21 protein-coding genes are annotated in these 20,507 nt (G+C 62.8%); 10 read left to right on the top strand and 11 right to left on the bottom strand.

What is annotated here, in order from left to right:
• Positions 1-251: 251 nt before the first annotated feature.
• Genes PLO63_01565 through PLO63_01555 form a run of 3 tightly spaced genes read left to right on the top strand, consistent with a single transcriptional unit; the run spans position 252 to position 4,185 of the window.
• The gene (locus PLO63_01565) at positions 252-2,015 is read left to right on the top strand and encodes an ATP-binding protein (protein ID HOI72809.1); all 1,764 of its coding nucleotides are present in this window, start codon (positions 252-254) and stop codon (positions 2,013-2,015) included.
• Positions 2,012-3,397, top strand: coding sequence for a sigma-54 dependent transcriptional regulator (locus PLO63_01560; GenBank protein ID HOI72808.1), 1,386 nt, complete (start codon positions 2,012-2,014; stop codon positions 3,395-3,397). Before PLO63_01565 ends, PLO63_01560 begins: the two co-directional genes overlap by 4 nt.
• Positions 3,394-4,185, top strand: a complete 792-nt coding sequence (locus PLO63_01555; GenBank protein HOI72807.1) for an electron transfer flavoprotein subunit beta/FixA family protein — start codon at positions 3,394-3,396, stop codon at positions 4,183-4,185. The genes PLO63_01560 and PLO63_01555 overlap by 4 nt, the downstream gene beginning before the upstream one ends.
• Before the next feature lie 30 nt (positions 4,186-4,215).
• Here PLO63_01555 and PLO63_01550 read toward each other — a convergent pair whose 3' ends face one another.
• Positions 4,216-4,512 (bottom strand): hypothetical protein, encoded by a 297-nt coding sequence (locus tag PLO63_01550; protein HOI72806.1) that lies wholly within the window; start codon positions 4,510-4,512, stop codon positions 4,216-4,218.
• 168 nt (positions 4,513-4,680) lie between these two features.
• Here PLO63_01550 and PLO63_01545 point away from each other — a divergent pair, with 168 nt between their 5' ends.
• The 6 genes from PLO63_01545 to PLO63_01520 all read left to right on the top strand — a co-directional run bounded on the left by PLO63_01545 (position 4,681) and on the right by PLO63_01520 (position 9,503).
• The gene (locus tag PLO63_01545; protein HOI72805.1) at positions 4,681-5,310 is read left to right on the top strand and encodes an MBL fold metallo-hydrolase; all 630 of its coding nucleotides are present in this window, start codon (positions 4,681-4,683) and stop codon (positions 5,308-5,310) included.
• Between the two features lie 52 nt (positions 5,311-5,362).
• Positions 5,363-6,250 (top strand): phosphoribosylaminoimidazolesuccinocarboxamide synthase, encoded by an 888-nt coding sequence (locus PLO63_01540; protein HOI72804.1) that lies wholly within the window; start codon positions 5,363-5,365, stop codon positions 6,248-6,250.
• A gap of 113 nt (positions 6,251-6,363) precedes the next feature.
• On the top strand, positions 6,364-6,765 hold the full coding sequence (locus PLO63_01535) for a hypothetical protein (GenBank protein ID HOI72803.1): 402 nt from the start codon (positions 6,364-6,366) through the stop codon (positions 6,763-6,765).
• Complete coding sequence (gene dnaJ, locus PLO63_01530) at positions 6,762-7,814, top strand: molecular chaperone DnaJ (protein HOI72802.1); 1,053 nt, start codon at positions 6,762-6,764, stop codon at positions 7,812-7,814. The genes PLO63_01535 and dnaJ overlap by 4 nt, the downstream gene beginning before the upstream one ends.
• A 141-nt stretch (positions 7,815-7,955) precedes the next feature.
• Positions 7,956-8,447, top strand: coding sequence for a DUF3568 family protein (locus PLO63_01525; protein HOI72801.1), 492 nt, complete (start codon positions 7,956-7,958; stop codon positions 8,445-8,447).
• 69 nt (positions 8,448-8,516) lie between these two features.
• On the top strand, positions 8,517-9,503 hold the full coding sequence (locus PLO63_01520; GenBank protein ID HOI72800.1) for a lysylphosphatidylglycerol synthase transmembrane domain-containing protein: 987 nt from the start codon (positions 8,517-8,519) through the stop codon (positions 9,501-9,503).
• On the opposite strand, the gene PLO63_01515 is transcribed toward PLO63_01520, so the two are convergent.
• The 9 genes from PLO63_01515 to PLO63_01475 all read right to left on the bottom strand — a co-directional run bounded on the left by PLO63_01515 (position 9,504) and on the right by PLO63_01475 (position 18,789).
• Positions 9,504-10,901 carry a sigma-54 dependent transcriptional regulator gene (locus tag PLO63_01515; GenBank protein ID HOI72799.1) on the bottom strand — a complete coding sequence of 466 codons (1,398 nt, stop codon included), beginning with the start codon at positions 10,899-10,901 and terminating at the stop codon, positions 9,504-9,506.
• The gene (locus PLO63_01510) at positions 10,894-13,164 is read right to left on the bottom strand and encodes an ATP-binding protein (protein ID HOI72798.1); all 2,271 of its coding nucleotides are present in this window, start codon (positions 13,162-13,164) and stop codon (positions 10,894-10,896) included. The genes PLO63_01515 and PLO63_01510 overlap by 8 nt, the downstream gene beginning before the upstream one ends.
• On the bottom strand, positions 13,161-13,730 hold the full coding sequence (locus tag PLO63_01505) for a DUF4390 domain-containing protein (GenBank protein HOI72797.1): 570 nt from the start codon (positions 13,728-13,730) through the stop codon (positions 13,161-13,163). Before PLO63_01505 ends, PLO63_01510 begins: the two co-directional genes overlap by 4 nt.
• A gap of 181 nt (positions 13,731-13,911) precedes the next feature.
• Complete coding sequence (lpxC, locus tag PLO63_01500) at positions 13,912-14,844, bottom strand: UDP-3-O-acyl-N-acetylglucosamine deacetylase (GenBank protein ID HOI72796.1); 933 nt, start codon at positions 14,842-14,844, stop codon at positions 13,912-13,914.
• A gap of 250 nt (positions 14,845-15,094) precedes the next feature.
• On the bottom strand, positions 15,095-15,691 hold the full coding sequence (locus tag PLO63_01495) for an epoxyqueuosine reductase QueH (GenBank protein HOI72795.1): 597 nt from the start codon (positions 15,689-15,691) through the stop codon (positions 15,095-15,097).
• Positions 15,688-16,767: a Holliday junction branch migration DNA helicase RuvB gene (gene ruvB, locus PLO63_01490; GenBank protein ID HOI72794.1), complete on the bottom strand. Its 1,080-nt coding sequence runs from the start codon at positions 16,765-16,767 to the stop codon at positions 15,688-15,690. The genes PLO63_01495 and ruvB overlap by 4 nt, the downstream gene beginning before the upstream one ends.
• Before the next feature lie 147 nt (positions 16,768-16,914).
• Positions 16,915-17,520: a Holliday junction branch migration protein RuvA gene (gene ruvA / locus PLO63_01485; GenBank protein HOI72793.1), complete on the bottom strand. Its 606-nt coding sequence runs from the start codon at positions 17,518-17,520 to the stop codon at positions 16,915-16,917.
• A complete protein-coding gene (gene ruvC / locus PLO63_01480) occupies positions 17,520-17,999 on the bottom strand; it encodes a crossover junction endodeoxyribonuclease RuvC (protein ID HOI72792.1) in 480 nt (159 codons plus the stop codon). Before ruvC ends, ruvA begins: the two co-directional genes overlap by 1 nt.
• A gap of 43 nt (positions 18,000-18,042) precedes the next feature.
• The gene (locus PLO63_01475; GenBank protein ID HOI72791.1) at positions 18,043-18,789 is read right to left on the bottom strand and encodes a YebC/PmpR family DNA-binding transcriptional regulator; all 747 of its coding nucleotides are present in this window, start codon (positions 18,787-18,789) and stop codon (positions 18,043-18,045) included.
• A gap of 179 nt (positions 18,790-18,968) precedes the next feature.
• Between PLO63_01475 and trxB the strand changes: the two genes are divergently transcribed.
• Positions 18,969-19,934, top strand: a complete 966-nt coding sequence (gene trxB / locus PLO63_01470) for a thioredoxin-disulfide reductase (protein HOI72790.1) — start codon at positions 18,969-18,971, stop codon at positions 19,932-19,934.
• On the opposite strand, the gene PLO63_01465 is transcribed toward trxB, so the two are convergent.
• Positions 19,928-20,347 carry a DUF1893 domain-containing protein gene (locus PLO63_01465; GenBank protein HOI72789.1) on the bottom strand — a complete coding sequence of 140 codons (420 nt, stop codon included), beginning with the start codon at positions 20,345-20,347 and terminating at the stop codon, positions 19,928-19,930. The two genes, trxB and PLO63_01465, sit on opposite strands and share 7 nt — an antisense overlap.
• Positions 20,348-20,507 lie beyond the last annotated feature (160 nt).

Genomic DNA, 20,507 nt, shown 5'->3' with positions numbered 1-20,507 from the left:
CGGATCTCCTTTCTATATTGCTCTTTCTTTTTTTTGTTCTTCGCGCTTCCGTTTCCCTTTTGCGGGGATACGAAGCAACGGCCATGCCAACACAGAAGCCAATCCACAACCTATTGATTTAACAATTGTTATAATAAACTAACCGTTCCCCGCTCCGCTTCCTGGCACCCTGGTGAGAAAAAAGTGGATACAGAATATCCGCCCGTGGTATCCGGCTGGATACGAACTATCCACCCTGGAAACAGGACATCATGAACACCCGGACGAAACGAACAAAACATGCCCGCCTCTCTCCCGGGAAACCCTTCTGGGCCGGTTTCTCGCCCTGGATCGTCCTCGGCGCCGCGGTCATTCTTGCCCCCCTTTACGGCTGGATGGCGATGACAAACATGACCCGCCACGAGGCTTTCATGAACCAGCTTCTCCTGGAGAAGGGAGAAGCCCTGATCCGCTCCTATGAGGCGGGGGCCCGAACGGGCCTGGGCCTGCACCGCTGGGGATATCTGGAACTGCAGAAACTGCTGATCGAGACGGCCCAGCAGCAGGGTATCGATTACATGGTTGTCGTGGACGGGGAGGGAACCATCCTGGCGGACAGTGATCCCTCGTCGGTGGGCCGTCCCTATGGAACCGACCTGGATCTGAAGGAGATCGCCCGCTCCGGGCAGGTTCGCTGGAGACTGGTTCCGAACCCCGGCGGCGAAGACAGCTTCGAGGTTTACCAGGCTTTCAAGCCCGTCGCCGGCCGTCGCCTCTTCGGCCCGGGAGGCCGGATCGCTCCTCCTGTGAATCCGGAGGCGATCCGGCAGCTGATCGTTTTCGTCGGGCTGGATACAACCCCCCTCGAGGACATCCGGAAGCGGCAGAGAAACCAGTCGATCGCCCAGGGCGTCCTTTTCCTTCTGGTTGGTTGCGCCGGATTCCTGATTCTCTTCATCGTCCAGGAATGGCGGATGACGCGACAGTCGCTCTCCCGGATCAAGGCCTTCTCGGACCGGCTTGTGGAGCACATGCCCATCGGTCTCATCGCCGTCGGAAACGACGGCCTCATTGCCGCCTGCAACCGGTCGGCCGAGGACATCCTCAGCCTTGCTCCGGGCGGGGTGGACGGCAAGCCGGCCCGGGAAATGCTCCCCCAATGCCTGTGGGATCTGCTGGAGGATCTGCGGGAAGGTGGGAAAACCCTCGAGAAGGAGCTGGAGTGCCCGCTTGAGGACGGCCGCACCCTTCCCCTGGAGACCCTGGCCACAACCCTGGAATCGGAAGAAGGCACACCGCTCGGATCCATTCTCCTTTTCCGGGACATCACGGAAATGCGCCAGCTCAAGGAAGAGGTCGCCCGGAGCCAGCGCCTGGCATCCCTGGGCAGCCTGGCCGCCGGCGTGGCCCATGAAATCCGCAACCCCCTGAGCTCCATCAAGGGATTTGCCACGTACTTCCGGGAGCGTTACCGGGAGATCCCGGAAGACCGCAGTACCGCGGACATCCTGATCCAGGAGGTGGACCGGCTCAACCGGGTCATCACCCAGCTCCTGGAGTTCGCCCGTCCCATGACGCTCCAGAAGAAACCCGTTTCCATCGGAGAGGCGGCCGAACGCGCGCTCCGGGTCGTTGCAGGAGAGGCACGGGAGAAGAACGTCGTCGTGGAAAACCGAATTCCAGACGATCTGCCGGCCGTCGAGGCGGATCCGGACCGGCTGCACCAGGTGTTCCTCAACCTGTACCTGAACGCCCTGGCGGCCATGGAGAAGGGCGGGATCCTGACCACCGCGGCGGCCGCCGACGCGGACGGAACCGTCCGGATTCAGATATCGGACACGGGGACGGGCATTCCTGCGGAGGACCTGGAGCGCGTCTTCGATCCCTATTACACGACCAAACCGTCCGGAACGGGCCTGGGCCTGGCCATCGTCCACAAGATCGTCGAGGCCCACGATGGAGACATCCGCCTGGAGAGCGGTCCGGGCAGGGGAACCGTCGTGACGTTCCGGATCCCCGACAGGAAAACGACATGAAAAAGAGCGAACACATTCTCGTCGTCGACGACGACCGGGCCCACCGGACCATGCTGAAAACCCTCCTGGGAGGATGGGGATACGACATCACCGAGGCCGACGACGGTGCCGCCGCCGTGGCCGCGGTCCGGGAGGAACCGCTCGACCTGGTCCTGATGGACATCCGGATGGTGCATGTCTCGGGCATCGAGGCCCTGGCGGAGATCAAGGCCTTCAACCCCGCCCTGCCGGTCATCCTCATGACGGCCTACGCCTCGGTGGAAACCGCCGTGGAGGCGCTCAAGAAGGGGGCCTACGACTACCTCACGAAGCCCCTGGACTTCGACGAGCTGAAGCTGACGCTCCAAAGGGCCATGGAGCACCTGCGCCTGGCGGAGGAGAACCGGATGCTCCGGGAAAACCTGAAGGAGCAGTACGACCGCACCAACCTCCTGGGGCACTCCGCCGCGATGACCCGGCTCCTGGAGACGGTTGTCCAGATCGCCCCCACGGAGGCGACGGTCCTGATTACGGGAGAATCGGGCACGGGAAAGGAGCTGATCGCCGGCGCCATCCATTACAACAGCCTCCGGAAGGACGGCCCCTTCGTCAAGATCAACTGCGCCGCCCTGGCGGAAAGCCTCCTGGAGTCCGAGCTCTTCGGTCACGAAAAGGGGGCCTTCACCGGGGCCGACCGGCGCAAGGAGGGAAAATTCCGCCAGGCCGACAGGGGAACGCTCTTCCTTGACGAGGTAAGCGAAATGTCCCTGGGGATGCAGGTAAAACTGCTCCGGGTTCTCCAGGAGCGTGAGATCACGCGGGTGGGCGGCAGCGACGTCCTCGCGGTGGACGTGCGGATCATCGCCGCCACGAACCGGGATCTCCTCCAGGAAATCGGCCAGGGCCGCTTCCGGGACGATCTCTACTACCGCCTGAACGTCGTGAACCTGGCCGTTCCTCCCCTCCGGGAGCGCCGTGAGGACATCCCGCTTCTGGCCCAGCATTTCCTGGCCCGGTTTGCGGAAAAAAACAAAAAGGCCATCAAGGGATTCGCGCCCAGGGCGATGGACCGGCTTCTCCGCCACGCCTGGCCGGGAAACGTCCGGGAGCTGATGAACGCGGTAGAACGAGGCGTGGTCCTGGCCCGATCGGAGCGGCTCGGGGAGGACGACCTGGCCCTGACGCTCCCCGGCGGCGCCCCGCCCACTCCGGCGGAGATCCCGGGAGAGACGGCCCTTTCCGTGGAGGGAACCTCCCTCGAGGAACTGGAACGGGCCGCCATCCTGAAAACCCTGGAGGATGCCGGAGGAAACAAGAGCGAGGCAGCCCGCCGGCTCGGCATCACGCGCCGCACCCTCCACAAGAAGCTGAAGCTGTACGGGCTGATGCAGGCGAATCCATGAAGATCCTGGTGTGCATCAAGCAAGTCCCGGACGACGACGCCCCGGTGGCACCGGACGACAGCGGGACCCGCTGGAGGGCCGCCGAAGGAGCGGACTGGCGGATCAACCGCTACGATGAGCACGCCCTGGAGGAGGCCCTGCGGATCCGGGAGGCGCTCCCGGGCACGCGGATCGACGCCGTCTCCGCCGGTCCCCCGCGCGTGCGGGCCGCCCTGCGACGGGCCCTGGAGATGGGCGCCGACGAAGGAATCCTGATCCTCATGGAGGAAGACGCAAACCCGATGCCCTCGGAGATCTCCGCCCTCCTGGCCGCCTGGGCCGAGGGTCGGGGATACGACCTGATCCTGGCGGGAACGCTCTCGGAGGACGACATGCACGGCCAGACCGGGCCCATGCTGGCGGCGCGCCTGGACTGGCCGTGGGCCACCTCCGCGGTCCGTCTTGATGTCAGCCCCGGGGAACAGGCTGGTCTGGAAGGTTCCTGCATCGTCGTGGAACGGGAGATGGAGGGGGGCAGAAGGGAGATCCTGGCGATCCGCCTCCCGGCGGTCGTGGCGGTTCAGACGGGAATCAACCGGCCTCGCTACCCGGCCCTGTCGCACGTGCTCCGGGCCCGCTCGCAGGGTCTCACGGAAGTCCCCGCGGATACCCTGCCGGCCCCGGAGATCCGGGAGCGCTCCCTCGGGGTCTCGGCCCCGCCGGCCGCATCCTGCCGCTTCCTGGAAGGGACGACGGAGGAGAAGGCCCTTGAGCTCCTCCGGATCCTCCGGGACCGGTCGCTGCTCTGAAGCACGTCCCGGCGGCCAGGGGCCTTCCGTTCAGCGATCAAACAGGATCTTCTCCTCTTCTTCCGTCCGCTCCCGCACCTCGGAGCGCCAGGGATTGTGATAAGACCGGCAGCCGAATCCCGCCTGAAGCTGCTCCCGGATGAAATCGGACATGCCCCCCGGCTCGACCATGAGGCGGCAGACGTATCGCGAGCCGTTCCAGTGCAGCTCCGGGCAGCGGCGGTCGCGCTTTCCGGGATGGCGGTGCAGTCCGAAGGTGCAGGTGTGGCGGATGCAGCAGTATCCGCAGCCGACGCAGTCATAACGGTCCGATTTCTCCCGGATCATGGGTTCCGCTCCTCCGTTCCGCTTCCCGTGATGAACCGCCCGCACCATAAGGCATCGGCGGCCGGCGTGTCAAAACAATCCGCCGGCGGTCGCCCGGTCAAATTCCGTTGACGGGAAAAAAGGAAAAGTGATAGGCCTGCCCCGAATCGTCCAAGACGGGAGAAAACCATGTTTCTGAAACAGATGCAGGTGGGGATGATGGCCGTTTTCGCCTATATCGTCGGCGATCCCCGGACGGGGGAAGGCCTGGTCATCGATCCGGCGGCGAACACCGCCGGCATTCTCGAGGAGGCCAAACGGGCCGACCTCACCATCAAGTATATCGTGAACACCCACGGCCACGTGGACCACATCTCCGGCAACCAGGACATGAAGAAAAAGACCGGCGCTCCGATTGTCGTTCACGAGGACGATGCGGACATGCTGACGTCCACGCCGGCCATGATGCTCGCCATGTTCAGGGCCCAGAAGTCGCCGGCGGCGGATCTCACCGTTCGGGACGGCGACACGATCACCGTCGGCAGCGTCTCCCTGAAGGTCATCCACACCCCGGGACACTCGCCCGGAGGAATGGCCCTCTACACGGAAGGCTTCGTCTTCACGGGAGACACGCTCTTCGTCGAGGCGGTGGGCCGAACCGACCTTCCCGGCGGATCCTGGCAGGTCATGAGCCGCTCCATCCGGGAGCGTCTGCTCTCCCTCCCTGACGACACCGTGGTCCTGCCGGGACACAACTATGGACGCCAACCCACCTCCACCATCGGACACGAAAAGAAATTCAATCCGTTCCTGCGATAGCCGGATGCCTTCCGGGCAGGAAACAACGACTCGAACGGAGGCGCAAATACCCATGAATGAATCGAAAGGCCTGATGGAAACGAACCTGGACGGCCTGCAGCTGGCAGGCCGCGGGAAGGTCCGCGACGTATACGACCTGGGAGACAGGCTTCTGATCGTAACATCGGACCGGATCTCCGCCTTCGACGTGGTCATGGCCGATCCCATCCCCGGCAAAGGCAGGATCCTGACCCGCATGTCCTCGTTCTGGTTCGGGGTCATGAAGGACCTGGTGCGCCATCACCTGCTGTCCACGGACCCGGCGGACTTCCCCGCCTCCTGCGCCCCGCACCGCGAGATCCTGGAGGGCCGTTCGATGCTGGTTGAAAAGGCGCGCCCCCTTCCCGTGGAATGCATCGTCCGCGGGTACCTGAGCGGCTCCGGCTGGCAGGAGTACCGGAAGAGCCGCTCCATCTGCGGGATCCCCCTGCCGGAGGGACTGAACGAGTCGGCCCGCCTGCCGGAACCCCTGTTCACGCCGACCACCAAGGCGGAAATCGGACAGCACGACCTGCCCATGACGCGGAAGGAAATGGAGGACAAGATCGGAGCGGAGCTTACGGAACGGGTGATCGGACTGAGCATCGCCGTCTACCGGCGGGCCGCCGAGCGTGCCCTCAAGGCGGGCATCATCATCGCCGACACGAAGATGGAATTCGGACTCCTGGACGGCGAGCTGATCCTGATCGACGAGCTTCTGACGCCCGATTCCTCCCGCTTCTGGCCGGCCGACTCCTACGGGGAGGGACGGTCCCAGAAGAGCTTCGACAAGCAGTTCCTCCGGGATTACCTCCTGTCGCTGAACTGGGACCAGAAGCCGCCGGCGCCGCCCCTGCCAGCGGACATCGTCCGGAAAACCCTGGAACGGTATGAGGAGGCGCTGCAGCGGCTGACTGCATAACAGGCGCCCGCCTTGACAGACCCATCCCCCATGATTAACTTCGGGTGTTGAGAAAGCGGTCCCGGTGCCGTCGCGACCTGCACCGGCCGGACAGGGTGGTCCCGTAATTCCTCATGAAACGTCAAGATCTTCCCGATTACAAAGAAAAGCAGCGCATTCTCCATCTCGACAGGACAGCTCCGGCGGCCCTCTCCGCCCTGGGAGACCGATACCTCGCCGCCGGGCGGATCGCCGACGCCGTCGAGTGTTTCGGCCGGGGGAACGACGCGGGCAAGCTCCGCGCCATCATGGCCCGGGCCGAAGAAGAGGGGGACGTCCAGTTCTTTCTCCAGGCCGTCAAGGCGCTGGGCCGGGAAGCAACACAAGAAGAGTGGAGCCGGCTCGGGGAACAGGCCCTCCGGAGGGGCCGCCTCACCTTTGCCCGCCATGCCTTCGAGAAGAGCGGAAACACGGAAGGCCTCCGGCAGGTTCACGACGCCGGGAAGGCTCCGGTGGATGGCGGAGGTGTCGAATGAGCAAACGCTGCTACTATGAAATTCTCGAAGTCCAGCGGACGGCCAGCGAAGAGGAGATGAAGAAGAGCTACCGCCGGCTGGCGATGCAGTACCACCCGGACCGGAATCCCGGGGACCGGGAGGCGGAGGAGAAGTTCAAGGAAGCCGCGGAGGCCTATGAGGTCCTGAGCGATCCCCAGAAGCGGGAGATCTACGACCGCTACGGCCACGAGGGACTGACCAGCAGCGGATTCAGGGGGTTTTCCGGGTTTGACGACATTTTTACCAGCTTCGGCAGTATTTTCGAAGACATTTTCGGTTTTCGCGGCGGCCGCTCCCGAACGGCGGCCCGGGCCGGCGCCGACCTCCGCTACGACCTTTCCCTTTCCTTCATGGAGGCGGTGAGGGGCATTTCCAGGGATATCGACATCGAGAAATACGAACCGTGCCGGGAGTGCGAGGGATCCGGATCGGCACCTGGAACGGCCCCGGAGATCTGCAGCCGCTGCCGGGGCCGGGGCCAGGTCACCCAGACGAGCGGCTTTTTCAGCATCAGCTCCACCTGTCCGTCCTGCCGGGGGCAGGGAGCGGTCATCACCAGCCCCTGCAAAGCCTGCGGCGGATCTGGAAGGGAACGGGTCCACAAGACCGTCAACCTGAAGATTCCCGCCGGCGTGGAAACGGGCTCCCGCCTGCGCCTGCGGGGAGAGGGCGAGAAAGGGGTTCACGGTGGCCCCAGCGGAGATCTCTATATTTTCCTCCACGTGGAGCCTCATGAGTTCTTCGAGCGCAGCGGTGACGACATCTACTGCCGGATCCCCATCTCCTTTGTCCAGGCCGCCCTCGGCGCCAGCATCGAGGTGCCGACCCTGGAAGGAACGGAAAAGCTGAAGATCCCGCGGGGCACTCAGGGCGGCAAGACGTTCCGCCTGAAAGGCAGGGGGGTCTCCCGCCTGCGCGGCCACGGACGGGGCGACCAGATCATCGAAACCGTGGTTGCGATCCCGACGTCGCTGAACCGGAAGCAGGAGGAACTCCTCCGGGAGTTCGAGCGCCTCGGGAGAGAATAAGGGGTCCCCCCTTCGTCCCCGTCATGCTCAGCCGTGACGTCCCAGGAAAAATGTGCTAAGAGACCCACACCCCGGTGCCGGCGTTCCGCCTGTCCATACCGCACCGGCGGCCACCAACACCAGGAAGCAAAAGGAGGAGCTATGACGGACAAGTGGAAAAAAGCGCTGGCGGTCGTGTTCGGGGTCCTGATGCTTGCCGGATGTGGTTTGGAGACAGCCCTGATCGTCGGGGGAGTCGCCGCGGCGGGGGCCGGAGGCGGCACCTATGCGTACATCAACGGCGAGATGAAGACGGATTACTATTTCGCCATGGACAAGACCTGGAAAGCCTGCGAGAAGACCGTGGCAGACATGAAGGGTCGGGACGTGTCGCCGGAACGGAAGATCGGCGAGGGAACGATCAAGGCCGTCATCGACGGGGAGGACGTGACCATCGCACTGAAGTACAAGGACAAAGACGTCACCACGGTCTCCGTCCGGGTGGGGCTGTTCGGCAACAAGGTCTCCTCACAGCTCATCCAGGATCGGATCCGGGACAATCTCGCAAAGATCGGGAACGGAGGGCTGGGAAGCAGTCCCGCGCCGGTTGTAAAACCTCTTCCGGCAGCCGGTGCAGCGACCGGAAATCCCTGATGAACGAGGGACCCCGGCCCCCTGCGGGGAGAGCGGCGGATTGAGCGCCGTCACCGGCCGGGAATGCCCATGAAAAAGAAACTGATCCTGGGAATCCTGCTGAGTGCGGCCCTGGTCTGGCTCTCGGTGAGGGGCATTCGTTTCGGGGATGTGGCCGAGGGATTCCGGTCGATCCGCTACGGCTTTCTCGTTCCCGCGCTCGCAGGCATGCTGGCCATGCAGGTCCTGCGCTCATGGCGCTGGGGCCTGATCCTCAAACCCCTGGAAACGGTCCGCCCGTGGACCGTTTTTAAAATCTCCAACGTCGGATTCCTGGCCATCACGGCCCTGCCGGCCCGCCTGGGAGAGCTGGTCCGACCCTACCTCATCGCCCGCCACAGCAGCATCCGGATGACCTCCGCCCTCGGTACGATCCTGGTGGAGAGGGTCATGGACGGCGCAACCGTTCTCCTGCTGGCGATGATCGCCCTGCAGTGGACGCCCTTCCCGCCCTGGCTCGTCCGTTCCGGCATCCTGTTCGGGGCGGCCATGCTGGGGCTGGTCTTCCTGATGATCTTTCTGTCCTTCCGGCGGGAAAACGCCATGCAGGCGGCGGAGTTCATCATTCGATGGATTCCCGGCCGTTTTGCCGCCCCGATCCGGGGGATGATCCTCCATTTCATCGACGGGTTCGGGATCATCCGGGACACGCGCCTGCTTGTACGGGTGGGCATACTGTCGCTTGTGATCTGGGTCGTGGACGTGGCGATCATTTACGCCATGTTCGCGGCCTTTTCCCTTCCCCTGTCGGTCACGGCAGCCCTGATCCTGATGGTCATCCTCCTGATCGGAATCGCCATTCCCACGGCCCCGGGATTTATCGGGAACTGGCATTACGCCTGTATCCTGGGTCTCGGGCTGTTCGGAATCACCAAGGCGGAGGCACTGCCCTTCGCCGTGGTCTACCATTTCATTTCCGTACTGTTCATCGTGGTCATGGGACTTCCGTTCCTGCCCTTCATGAAATTCTCGCTGGCGGACCTGCAGCGGCAGATGAACGGCGGAGAAAAGTCCTGATCAGGACGGCTGGGATTCCCGGTCGTCCGGCCTGGCGTCCAGCCCGAAGGACTTGATCTTCCGGTGAAGATTGCTCCGCTCCAGCCCGATGGCCTCCGCCGTTCGGGAGATATTCCCGTCGAACTCCTTCAGTTTTTTGATGATGAACTGTTTCTCGAAGTCCTGCCGGGCATCCCGGAGGGAGTCCGAATCGGAGGGAATGGGAATGTCGGCGGTCTCCGGCCGCTGGCCGTTCTCCGTCTTCTGGAGCGGGGGGATATCCGCCACGTCGATGACCCTGCCGGGCGTCATGATGACCAGGCGCTCGACGATGTTCTTCAGCTCCCGGACATTCCCCGGCCAGTCGTGCCGCATGAGCTTCTCCAGGGCCTCGTTGCTCATCGTTTTTTCCACCTCGCCTTCCTTCAGTGAAAAGTCGTGGATAAAACGGGCTACAAGAAGCGGGATGTCTTCCCGCCGGTCCCGCAGGGGCGGCACATGCAGGGGAATGACGTTCAGGCGGTAGTACAGGTCCTGCCGGAAGCGTCCTTCCTCCATTTCCCGTTCCAGGTCCTTGTTGGTGGCCGCCAGGACCCGGACGTCCGTGGAGATGAGCCGGTTGCCCCCCACCCGTTCAAAGGTTTTTTCCTGGAGGATGCGGAGGATCTTCGCCTGGGCCTTCTGGCTCATGTCGGCTACCTCGTCGAGGAAGATGGTCCCCTCGTTGGCCAGGTCGAACTTGCCCCTCTTCTTCGAGGTCGCCCCCGTAAAGGCGCCTTTTTCATGGCCGAAAAGCTCGCTTTCGATCAGCTCCTCCGGGATGGCCGCACAGTTGACCTCCACGAAGGGCTTCTGGTTCCGTCGGCTCTTGCGGTGAATGGAGCGGGCCACCAGCTCTTTTCCGGTTCCGTTTTCCCCCATGATGAGGATCCAGGCGTTGGTGGGAGCCACGATGGAGATCTGCTCCTTGAGCTCCATGATCACGGGACTCTTGCCCGTCAGCTCGAAGCTCTGGGTTAGCTTCTGCTTCAGGAGGACGTTCTCCTCCTCCAGGCGCATCATGTCCATCGCGTGGTTGATCACCAGGATGATCTTTTCCAGCGACAGGGGCTTCTCGATGAAATCGAAGGCGCCCAGCTTCGTCGCCTTGACGGCCGTCTCGATGGTTCCGTGGCCCGACATCATGACCACCCGGACCTGGGGAAACTCGGTCTTGATGATCTTGAGCGCCTCGAGGCCGTCCATTCCGGGAAGCCAGATGTCCAGGAGCACCAGGTGCGGTGCCTCCTCCTCCATCATGCGGAGGGCATCTTCGGCACTCGGCGCCGTCTGGACTTCGTAGCCCTCGTCGGCGAGGATTCCCTCGAGGGACTGGCAGATGCTTTTCTCGTCGTCAACGATCAGGATGTTCTTATGCATGTTCCGATTCCAGGGAAGGCTGCTTCATGGCCGCGTTCCCGTCCCCTTCCATTACGGGAAGATGAAAAGACACAACGGTCCCGCAGGGATTGTTGTCCGCCACCTGAACCTGGCCCTGGTGGTCGGAGATGATGGAACTGACAATGGCGAGGCCGAGTCCGGTCCCGGACACTTTTGTTGAAAAATAGGGCTCGAAAATCTTCATCTTGTAGCGTGGCGGCACCCCGCACCCGTTGTCGGCCACGGCCACCGTCACCCGGGAGTTCCGCCGGTCGAAGGCGGAGCGGACGGCGATGTGTCCGGAGGAGCCCTGCACCGCCGCCACGGCGTTGTCCAGGAGGTTGATCATGACCCGCTTGATCTGCTCGGGATCGATGAGCAGCCGAGGGATTCCGGGATCGAGGTCGAGGTCGAACCGGAGGTCCTTGTGGGCGTCCTGGAACAGGACCACCGGATCGGTGACGACCTCGTTGAGGTCATTGGGCGACGGATTCGTCACGGGCATCCGTGCGTATTGGGAAAAGGCGTTCACCAGGTTTTTGAGGACGTCCACGTGATCGATGATGGTCTTCGTGCATTCCTGGAAGACCTTGACGTCCTCCCCGAGGCGGTCCCCGTATTTCCGCTGCAGTCTCTGGGCAGAAAGCTGGATCGGCGTCAAGGGGTTTTTGATTTCGTGGGCCATGCGCCGCGCCACTTCCCGCCAGGCCGCGGCCCGCTCGGCCTTTTGCATCTCCGTAAGGTCCTCGAATACCACGACGACCCCCATGTCGCGTCCATCGTCATCCCGGATGTCCGTTGCCGTCATGAGGATCGTGATAGCCCGGCTTTCCACGACGATTTCCATCTGCTTCTGAAGGGCTCCCTCCGGGCTTTCCTTCATTTCCTGGAGCATTTCCCGGGCAAGCACCAGTTGTTCCGCCGTCAGGATGTCCAGGTACGATTTCCAGAGGACCTGTTCCGTCCGGATATGGAGCATCCGCTCCGCCGCCCGGTTGACGGCTGTAACGATGCCGTCCCGGTCGGCGGCGATGACGCCCGCCGAAACGTTGCCCAGGACCGTTTCCATGTATTTCCGGCGCTCTTCCAGGTCCCTGTTCGCCTCTTCCAGGCGCTGGTTCGACTTCTTGAGCTCCCGGGTCATGGCATTGAAGGACTGCCCGAGGACCCCGATCTCGTCATCCCCGGCGAGGTTGATCTGATAATCAAGATCACCGGCAGCAATCTTCCGGGTCGCCTCCGCCAGGTCCTCGAGGGGCTCGTTGATTCCCTTCGCCAGGAACAGGCCGAACCAGGTGGCGAAAAAAAGGATCAGGAGCGTCACGACCGACAGGGTGACCACATAGGTGAACTTGACCGGGTTCTTCAGGATTTTCAGCTGGCGGTACTGCTCCGACGCGGCGGAGATTACGGCCATTTTGTCCACCATGGCCTTCGGCATGATGTAACTGACCGTCACGTACCCGATCACCTCCCTGGGAACCAGGAACGTGTAAACCGGCGCGATCCCCCGGATGATCTCCCCGGCGGCCGTGCTGGTTTGTATCTCCGCCACTTCCTGCCCCGCATAGACCTTCTCGAGCTGCGATGCCGTCAGGACAGACGGAGGTATTGTCTCCGCGGGAGTACTGCGGACGATCATCCCCTCTCTCTGGCTGTCGAAATGCACTTCCAGGACCCCGATATTCAGGCTGGACTGGCGCCGCTCCATGAGGGCCTTCAGGTACGAATGCTTGTCCGGCTCGTAGAGGCGATTGTCCGTGATTTCTCCGCTGATGCCGCGGGCATGGTAGCGGGCGTACTCGGTCCCCTGCTGGTAATAGTACTGGGCCACTTCCAGGGTTGTGTTCAGGGCATCCCCGAGACGCACATTGAACCAGTTCTCGATGCTGTAGGAAAGGAAGTTGATGGACACGACAAACAGGAGAGCCGTGGGAATCAGCGACAGGCTCACGAAGGCCGCCACCAGCTTGGACCGCCACTTCGAGCCGATGACGCCGCGCCGGCGCTCGAATACCAGCTTCACCACGTTGCGGACAATCAGGAAGATGAGGAGGATGATCAGGATGATGTTGATGTTGATGAAGCCGAAGATCAGGACATTGTCCGAGATGGGCAGGACCTGGCCCCGCCAGGAGATCCTGCTCTCCACGTAGGCCAGAAGGACGATCAGGCACACCGTCAGGAGGATGATGAGCCGTTCCCGCCGCCGCTTGCGGGCTTCCTTCTCGTCGATGACCGGGTTCTTCCGATTCGGTTTCATTCGCGATAGATGAACCTGTACGTGTGCCAGGGCGTCTCCAGATCCCACAGGGAGACGAACAGAAAGACGTATTCCAGCCGGAGCGGAAGCTGCACCCGGTCCAGCTTGGCCATCACCTTCAGGTAATATTCCGTGTTCTTGGCAAGCGACTTCACCGAGCCGACGGAGAACCCGTTCAGGTCGGACATGGCGGACCTTGCCTCTCCCAGGGTCTGGAAAACGGCGGGCTCGGGGGTGCCGTCGGAGGCAACCAGGAAGGTCTTCTTCAGGTTATCGTACTTGAGCGTCCGGTTGACCTCGATTTCCGAGAGCCGACGGTCGAACCAGAAGGAACGATCCTGGTAGACGCCGGCATAAAACGTGAACCGGACGGGGAACCCGGCCATAATCTCCGCGTTCATCTCCGGGGTGAAGCCGTTGGTGACCTTTCCGTAAAGAAGAACCTGTTCTCCTTTTGTGGTTACGAGGATATCCCGGATGTACGGCTTCGACGTCGCTGCGGCCGTAGCCATGACGGCCGTGAGCAGGATCAGGACGGCCGATGCAAACAAACTGGTTTTTTTCATGGATGTCTTTCCCCGGTGCAAGCATTCTCCCCCGGACGAAACAGGTTTTCGAAACCTTCAAAAACCTGTCCGCCTGGAAAGCAAAAAGGGATTCTAAGGAACTGTCACGGAAATTGCAAGCTCCAGATATGGATCACGGAAGCTACAACAAGGCGGGAAGATTGGTATTTTCTAAGCCCGATCAAGCCCGGGCCGCATCGAGAACCCGAAAGGCCGGAATTCGCAGCGACCGGAACCGCTCCGGCGCGGCCTCTGCGGTCGGGTGGTCGATGATCTCCCGGTTTTCCTCCCGGGACATCAGTTCCTTCAGGAGGAGGTTGTTCATTTTGTGACCGGACTTGTACGCCACAAAGTGGCCGATGATGGGCATCCCCAGGAGTGCCAGGTCTCCAATGGCGTCCAGGATCTTGTGTTTCACGAACTCGTCCGGGAAGCGGAGGCCCTCCTTGTTCAGGACACGTTCATCGTCCAGAACGACGGCGTTCCCCAGGGAGCCGCCCAGGGCGAGTCCCCGGGCCTGCAGGTATTCAACGTCCCGAAGGAAGCCGAAGGTGCGTGCGGGGCAGATGTCCCGCTCGTAGCACTCGTCGGTGAAGGTCATGGAATGGGACTGCTGTCCGATAATGGGGTGCTTGAAATCGATTTTATACGTGATTTTGAATTCCGGCGCCGGCAGGAACATGGCCGTCCCCACCCCGTCCGAGACCGAAACCTCCCGGCGAACCACCAGGACTTTCTTGTACTTGCCCTGGGTCCGGGTTCCCACCCCTTTGAGCATCTCGACGAAGGGCAGGGCGCTGCCGTCCATGATGGGCACTTCCGGGGCGTTCACTTCCACGATCGCATTGTCGACCCCCATGCCCGAGAAGGCCGACAGGAGGTGCTCCACCGTGGAAATGCTCGCGCCATTGGTTCCGAGGGTCGTGGCAAGGGTCGTATCCGCCACGTTGTTATAGTCCGCCTGAATCCGGTATCCGGAGGGGATATCCTTGCGAATGAACACAATCCCCTCGTCCACCAGGGCGGGCCGGATCGTCATGGAGACTTTCCGCCCCGAGTGCAAGCCCGTACTATTACAATAGATTTCGTCGTTTATGGTTCTTTGTAAATGCATAAAACCCGCGATTCCCGATGTGATGGAGCATTAAAAAGCAAGTTCTGCACCATGCCCCCCTGCCCTGACGAAAAACAGGGTGGTGGTTTAAAATGACCCCTCATATTGAGCCCTTAATGGGAACCATTTCCGAGCCTGCCGGAACGGATATCCGTACCGGGTGTGTCGATAAGAACACAGAGGCGGCCATCAGCATGAAACAGGGTATCGGGGCACGGCCCGGGAACCGGAAGCATGCCCCGGTACACCGTCATCCGCATCCGGGAGGCATCCGGTCGGCGGACGGCTCCTGGGAAGCCGCGTGCTTTGCCGTTCTGGGCGGGCGATAGAAACGCTCCTTCTCGCTGAAGATGCAGCCGCAATAGGGCTGGCGGTAGAGTCCCATGTGACGGGATTTCCGGAGCCCCTCCTGCCATCCCTCCCGGAAATCGCGGTAAAGGAATGGAACCCCGTGCCTGCTGCTCATTTCCGCTGCGACTTCCCGGATCTGTTCATGCCGCTGGTACCGGCTGTAAAGGAGGGTGGAGGTGAAGGCATCGTACCCTCCGGCCCGGGCGGTCTCGGCTGTCCGCTCCAGGCGGATCCGGTAACACTGCGTGCACCGTTCGGTACCCAGGGAAATCACCGCCTGCAGGTACTCCTCCAGGGGATACTCTTCGGGCCAGATGACCGGCAAGGAAACCATGTCCGCATATTCCCGGAGGGTCTCCAGGCGCCGCTGGTGTTCCTGGAAGGGGTGGATGTTGGGGTTGAAGAACATGCCCGTGACGTCATGGCCCTCGTCCCTGAGTTCCCCCACGGGGACGATGGCGCACGGGGCGCAGCAGATGTGAAGCAGGACTTTCATAGCAGTTCCCCCTGGCGGGCCCCGGGCCAGGCCATTCCGAAGTGGTCATAGGCCGCTTTCGTCGCCAGCCTTCCCCGGGCGGTCCGCTGAATATAGCCTTCCTGAACCAGGAAGGGTTCATAGACGTCTTCCAGCGTGGATCGCTCCTCCCCGATGGCCGACGACAGGCTGTCGATGCCCACGGGCCCGCCGCCGAACTTCTCGATCAGGGTCAGGAGGATCCGCCGGTCCATGTGATCGAATCCCCGTCCGTCCACCTCGAAGAGCTCCAGGGCCCGGACTACCACCTCCAGGTCGACCTTTCCCCGGGCCTTCACCTGGGCATAGTCCCGGACGCGCCGGAGGAGCCGGTTGGCGATCCGGGGGGTGCCCCGGCAGCGGCGGGCCAGCTCCACCGCACCGCCGTTGTCGATGGCGATGGAGAGGATCCCGGCGGAGCGCCGGATGATCACCGCGAGTTCCTCCGGGCTGTAGAAATCGAAGCGGAAGCTCATGCCGAACCGGTCCCTGAGCGGGGAGGTCAACAACCCCGCCTTCGTGGTGGCGCCGATCAGGGTGAACCGGGGGATACCCAGCTTCATCGAGCGGGCGGAGGGCCCCTGTCCGATGAGGATATCGATGTGGTAGTCCTCCATGGCCGGATATAATATTTCCTCGACCACGTGGGAGAGGCGGTGGATCTCGTCGATGAACAGGACGTCCTGGTCGTGGAGGTTCGTGAGGATCGCCGCCAGATCCCCGGGCCGCTCGATGACGGGACCCGAGGTCACCTTGATGTCCACTCCCATCTCCCGGGCGACGATATAGGCCAGGGTTGTCTTGCCGAGGCCGGGAGGACCGTAGAGGAGTACGTGGTCGAGGGCCTCGCCCCGCTCCCGGGCGGCCTGGATGAAGAGGGAGAGGTTGTCCTTAATTTTCGGCTGGCCGATGTATTCTTCCAGGCTCCGGGGGCGCAGGGACACATCCAGCCCCGCGTCCTCCTCCAGGACCGCCGGATGAACCAGCGGGTTTCTCTCTTCCGGTGCTTCCTCTTTCCGCTTCTTCGCCACCCGGATCGTCCTTTCCTGCTCGGGCACCGTTAATTCCACTCCAAGCGGAACCGCAGTGGCCCATTTCCTGTCAAATCTCAGACCATTCGCTGATGCATTCCAGGCCGTTCAAAAGCGTTGTCCGTACGTCGAACGGCTAATGACAAGGGCAACGACGCAGACGGCCATTTTTCATCAGCCTGACAGGATCTTGAGAGCTCCCTTGAGGAGCCCGTCCAGCGACGCCGGCTCCGAGACCTCTCTTGCAGCCTTCTCCAGAGCGCTCTTCGCCGCCGCTTCCTTGTACCCGAGATTCAGGAGCGCCGAGAGGACGTCGTCCTCCATGCCCGCGGCTTCCGGCGGCGCCTCGCCGCGTCCCGCCGCGGCCGTGAAGCCGGCCTTGAGGATCCGCTCCTTCAGTTCCAGGACCATCCGCTCGGCCATCTTGCGCCCTACACCGGGGATCCTTACCAGCCGGGCCAGGTCCCCCCGGGAGAGGGCCGCCGCCAGGTCCTCCGGTGTGATTCCCGACAGGATGTTCATGGCCAGGCGGGGACCGATCCCGCTGACCGCAATCATCATCTGGAAGAGATCCCGCTGGGCGAGGTCCGGAAAGCCGAAGAGCTGGATGGCATCCTCCCGCACGTGCGTGTGGATGTGCAGGGCCAGCCTTTCGCCCGCCTCCGGAAGATTGTAGACGGCGGTGAGGGGAACGAAGACGCGGTATCCCACGCCGCCGACGTCCAGGGTGACGGAGCTGAGCGATTTCTCGAGAAGAATTCCCTGGATGCGGGCGATCATCAGACCGTTTCGTCCTTTCCGAAATGGGCGTGGCAGATGGCCGCCGCCAGGGCGTCGGATGCATCCGCGGGCGCCTCCCCGGGGAGTTTCAGGATCGCCCTCACCATGCTCTGCACCTGGCTTTTCTCCGCCCGGCCGTAACCGACGACGGCCTTCTTGATCTCCAGGGGGGTGTATTCAAAAACCGGCAGCCCTCCGTGGGTCCCGGCGAGAAGGACAATCCCCCTCAGGTGCCCCTGGCGGATCAGGCTCCGGACGTTCTTTCCGAAAAAGATGTCCTCGATGGCCATGACGTCCGGAGCGGATTCACGGATCAGGCCTTCGATCCTTTCATAAACGACGGAAAGCGCCTTGGTGAGAGAGGCCCCCCGAGGCGGGCGGATCTCGCCAAAGGTGATGCAGGAAAGGCCGGCTCGCCGCTTCTCCACCACACCGTACCCGGTTACGTGGCTTCCGGGGTCGATACCGAGGATTCTCAAGGGATGATCCGGACGCATGCCGAAAGAGAAGCGCGGGAACCGGTCAGCTCATCTTTTCCATCACGTCATCGGCGATGTCGAAATTCGCGTAGACGTTCTGGACGTCGTCGTTGTCCTCGAGCTTCTCCATCATCTTGAGCATCTGCTCCGCTTTGCTCCCTTCGAGCTTGACGAGATTCTGGGGAATCATGGTCACCTTCGCCTCGAGGAACTTCAGGCCCTTCTCCTGCAGGACCTTCCGGACGCCTTCGAAGGACAGCGGATCGGTGAGAACCTCGAATTCGTTCTCCTCCTCCCGGACGTCCTCCGCCCCGGCCTCCAGGGCCAGCTCCATGAGCTCGTCCTCGCCGATCTGCTTCTTCTCGATCAGGATGCTGCCGTGCTTCGAGAAGATCCAGGAGACGCAGCCGTTTTCCCCCAGGTTCCCGCCATGCTTGGAGAGGATGTGGCGGATCTCGGCCACGGTCCGGTTCTTGTTGTCCGTCATGATCTCCACCATCAGCGCCACGCCACCGGGGCCGTACCCTTCATAGGTGACTTCCTCGTAGTTGACCGACCCCAGCTCGCCCGTACCTTTCTTGATGGCCCGTTCGATGTTGTCCTTGGGCATGTTCTCGTCCCGGGCGGCGATGACCGCCTGGCGGAGCCGCGCGTTCGCTTCGGGATCGCCGCCGCCGAGCCGGGCCGCCAGGCTGATCTCCTTGGCGAGTTTCGTGAAGATCTTGCCTCGCTTCGCGTCGATGGCGCCTTTTTTCCGCTTGATGGTGCTCCATTTGGAATGGCCGGACATAAGGGATTTTCTCCTTGGAAACGGAAGGGATTAAGTTCCATAAATATTCTGATTTATTCGCCGTTTCATAGCACACCCGCCCCTGGTTGCCAAGGGAAAAAGGCCTCCCGTTGACACGGCCGGTCCGATTGTCTAAAGGATGGGAAACCATTCCGCAACCGGCGGGCAGGAGGCTTTCCATGGCAGAAGCGGCGCACCCGGATCATTACTTCGACGTGGCCATCATCGGTGGAGGTCCGGCGGGCCTGACGACGGGCATCTACGCCGCCCGGGCCAACCTCCGGACGATCCTGGTCCAGGGAGCCTCCACGGTCTCCCAGATCACCATCACCGACATGATCGAGAACTATCCGGGGTTTCCGGAGGGCATCAACGGATTCGACCTGGTGGAACGCCTGAAGAAGCAGGCGGTGCAGTTCGGCCTGGAAATCCTGTCCGAGGACACGACGTCTCTGGAAGCCGGCCGACGGGGAGACCTGCCGGTCTGGCGGATCGGCGCGGGCGGGAAAACGATCGATGCCCTGTCGGTTGTCCTGGCTACGGGGGCCTCCTGGAGGAGGCTCGGCGTCCCGGGGGAGGAACAGTACATCGGCCGTGGAGTCTCCTTCTGCGCCACCTGCGACGGGCCGTTTTACCGAAACCGCGAGGTGGTCGTCGTCGGGGGAGGCAACACGGCCGTCCAGGAGGCCCTGTTCCTGACCCACTTTGCCGGGAAGGTCACCGTGGTCCACCGGCGGGACCGTCTCCGCGCCACGGGGATCCTCCAGGACCGGGCCTTCGCCAACGAGAAGATCGCCTTTGCCTGGAACTCCGTCGTCCGGGAAATCCTCGGGAAGGAGACTGTGGAGGCCGTCCGCCTCCGGGACGTGAAAACGGGAGAGGAGCGCGAGATCCCGGCAGAGGGGGTCTTCCTCTTCGTGGGCCTGATCCCGAACACGGACCTCGTCCGGGACCTGGTCGACCGGGGGCCCGACGGGGCCGTCCGGGTGGACCGGGCGATGCGGACGTCGGCGCCGGGCCTGTTCGCCTGCGGGGACTGCACGGCGACTCCACTGCGGCAGGTCATCACCGCATGCGGTGATGGCGCCGTCGCGGCTTACTCGGCCCAACTCTACGTGGAGGACCTCAAGGGCATGGCCTACTGACCGGCGGGCCGCCCGGCCGAGCCGGAGGCGATCATGGCCCGGATCTCCGCTTCAAACCGCACCGGATCTTCCACGGCCAGGGCGATCCGCTCCCCGGGACAGACGGCGCCGCCATCCAGCGTGAGGATGGCGGGAACGGTCTCCTCCACCTCCAGCGGGAGCCCCCTCCTTTCCAGGAAGCGCGCTGCCGGCTCCGAGGCCGTCCGGGACACGATCTCCCGCACGATCCCCGAGTCCGCCGCCAGCCGGGCCGCCGCCAGCCCCATGATCTTGTCGTGGAGCACGCAGTCCCGGAGACCCCGGCAGGCGTCCAGGCACTCCAACAGCGGCCGGAGCCCCTTCCCCATCGATGTGAAAATCCGGCGCCCACCCGAGAAGAGGGCCAGATTGTAATCCCGGAAACGGCTTTCCATACGCTGCGAAGACCTCCATTGAAAGGGGAACGACGCAGACGGCCCCTTTTCAACAGCCGCACTGTCAAGTACCTTCCCAGGCTGTTCAAAAGGGGTCGGATGCGAGGCTCCCGATGGCCTGAGCCACAAGGCGTACTTGTTTGTACGTCGAATGGCGAAG

It is taken from the genome of Syntrophales bacterium, assembly GCA_035363115.1.
Taxonomy (GTDB): Bacteria; Desulfobacterota; Syntrophia; order Syntrophales; family PHBD01; genus PHBD01.
The sequence above is the reverse complement of the archived record's forward strand: the minus strand, read 5'-3'. Positions and strand labels throughout refer to the sequence as shown.

Coding starts and splice junctions, on each gene's coding strand:
- PLO63_01565 (HOI72809.1), top strand. CDS start 252: ATGAACACCCGGACGAAACGAACAAAACATGCCCGCCTCTCTCCCGGG.
- PLO63_01560 (HOI72808.1), top strand. CDS start 2,012: ATGAAAAAGAGCGAACACATTCTCGTCGTCGACGACGACCGGGCCCAC.
- PLO63_01555 (HOI72807.1), top strand. CDS start 3,394: ATGAAGATCCTGGTGTGCATCAAGCAAGTCCCGGACGACGACGCCCCG.
- PLO63_01550 (HOI72806.1), bottom strand. CDS start 4,512: ATGATCCGGGAGAAATCGGACCGTTATGACTGCGTCGGCTGCGGATAC.
- PLO63_01545 (HOI72805.1), top strand. CDS start 4,681: ATGTTTCTGAAACAGATGCAGGTGGGGATGATGGCCGTTTTCGCCTAT.
- PLO63_01540 (HOI72804.1), top strand. CDS start 5,363: ATGAATGAATCGAAAGGCCTGATGGAAACGAACCTGGACGGCCTGCAG.
- PLO63_01535 (HOI72803.1), top strand. CDS start 6,364: ATGAAACGTCAAGATCTTCCCGATTACAAAGAAAAGCAGCGCATTCTC.
- dnaJ (HOI72802.1), top strand. CDS start 6,762: ATGAGCAAACGCTGCTACTATGAAATTCTCGAAGTCCAGCGGACGGCC.
- PLO63_01525 (HOI72801.1), top strand. CDS start 7,956: ATGACGGACAAGTGGAAAAAAGCGCTGGCGGTCGTGTTCGGGGTCCTG.
- PLO63_01520 (HOI72800.1), top strand. CDS start 8,517: ATGAAAAAGAAACTGATCCTGGGAATCCTGCTGAGTGCGGCCCTGGTC.
- PLO63_01515 (HOI72799.1), bottom strand. CDS start 10,901: ATGCATAAGAACATCCTGATCGTTGACGACGAGAAAAGCATCTGCCAG.
- PLO63_01510 (HOI72798.1), bottom strand. CDS start 13,164: ATGAAACCGAATCGGAAGAACCCGGTCATCGACGAGAAGGAAGCCCGC.
- PLO63_01505 (HOI72797.1), bottom strand. CDS start 13,730: ATGAAAAAAACCAGTTTGTTTGCATCGGCCGTCCTGATCCTGCTCACG.
- lpxC (HOI72796.1), bottom strand. CDS start 14,844: ATGCATTTACAAAGAACCATAAACGACGAAATCTATTGTAATAGTACG.
- PLO63_01495 (HOI72795.1), bottom strand. CDS start 15,691: ATGAAAGTCCTGCTTCACATCTGCTGCGCCCCGTGCGCCATCGTCCCC.
- ruvA (HOI72793.1), bottom strand. CDS start 17,520: ATGATCGCCCGCATCCAGGGAATTCTTCTCGAGAAATCGCTCAGCTCC.
- PLO63_01475 (HOI72791.1), bottom strand. CDS start 18,789: ATGTCCGGCCATTCCAAATGGAGCACCATCAAGCGGAAAAAAGGCGCC.
- trxB (HOI72790.1), top strand. CDS start 18,969: ATGGCAGAAGCGGCGCACCCGGATCATTACTTCGACGTGGCCATCATC.
- PLO63_01465 (HOI72789.1), bottom strand. CDS start 20,347: ATGGAAAGCCGTTTCCGGGATTACAATCTGGCCCTCTTCTCGGGTGGG.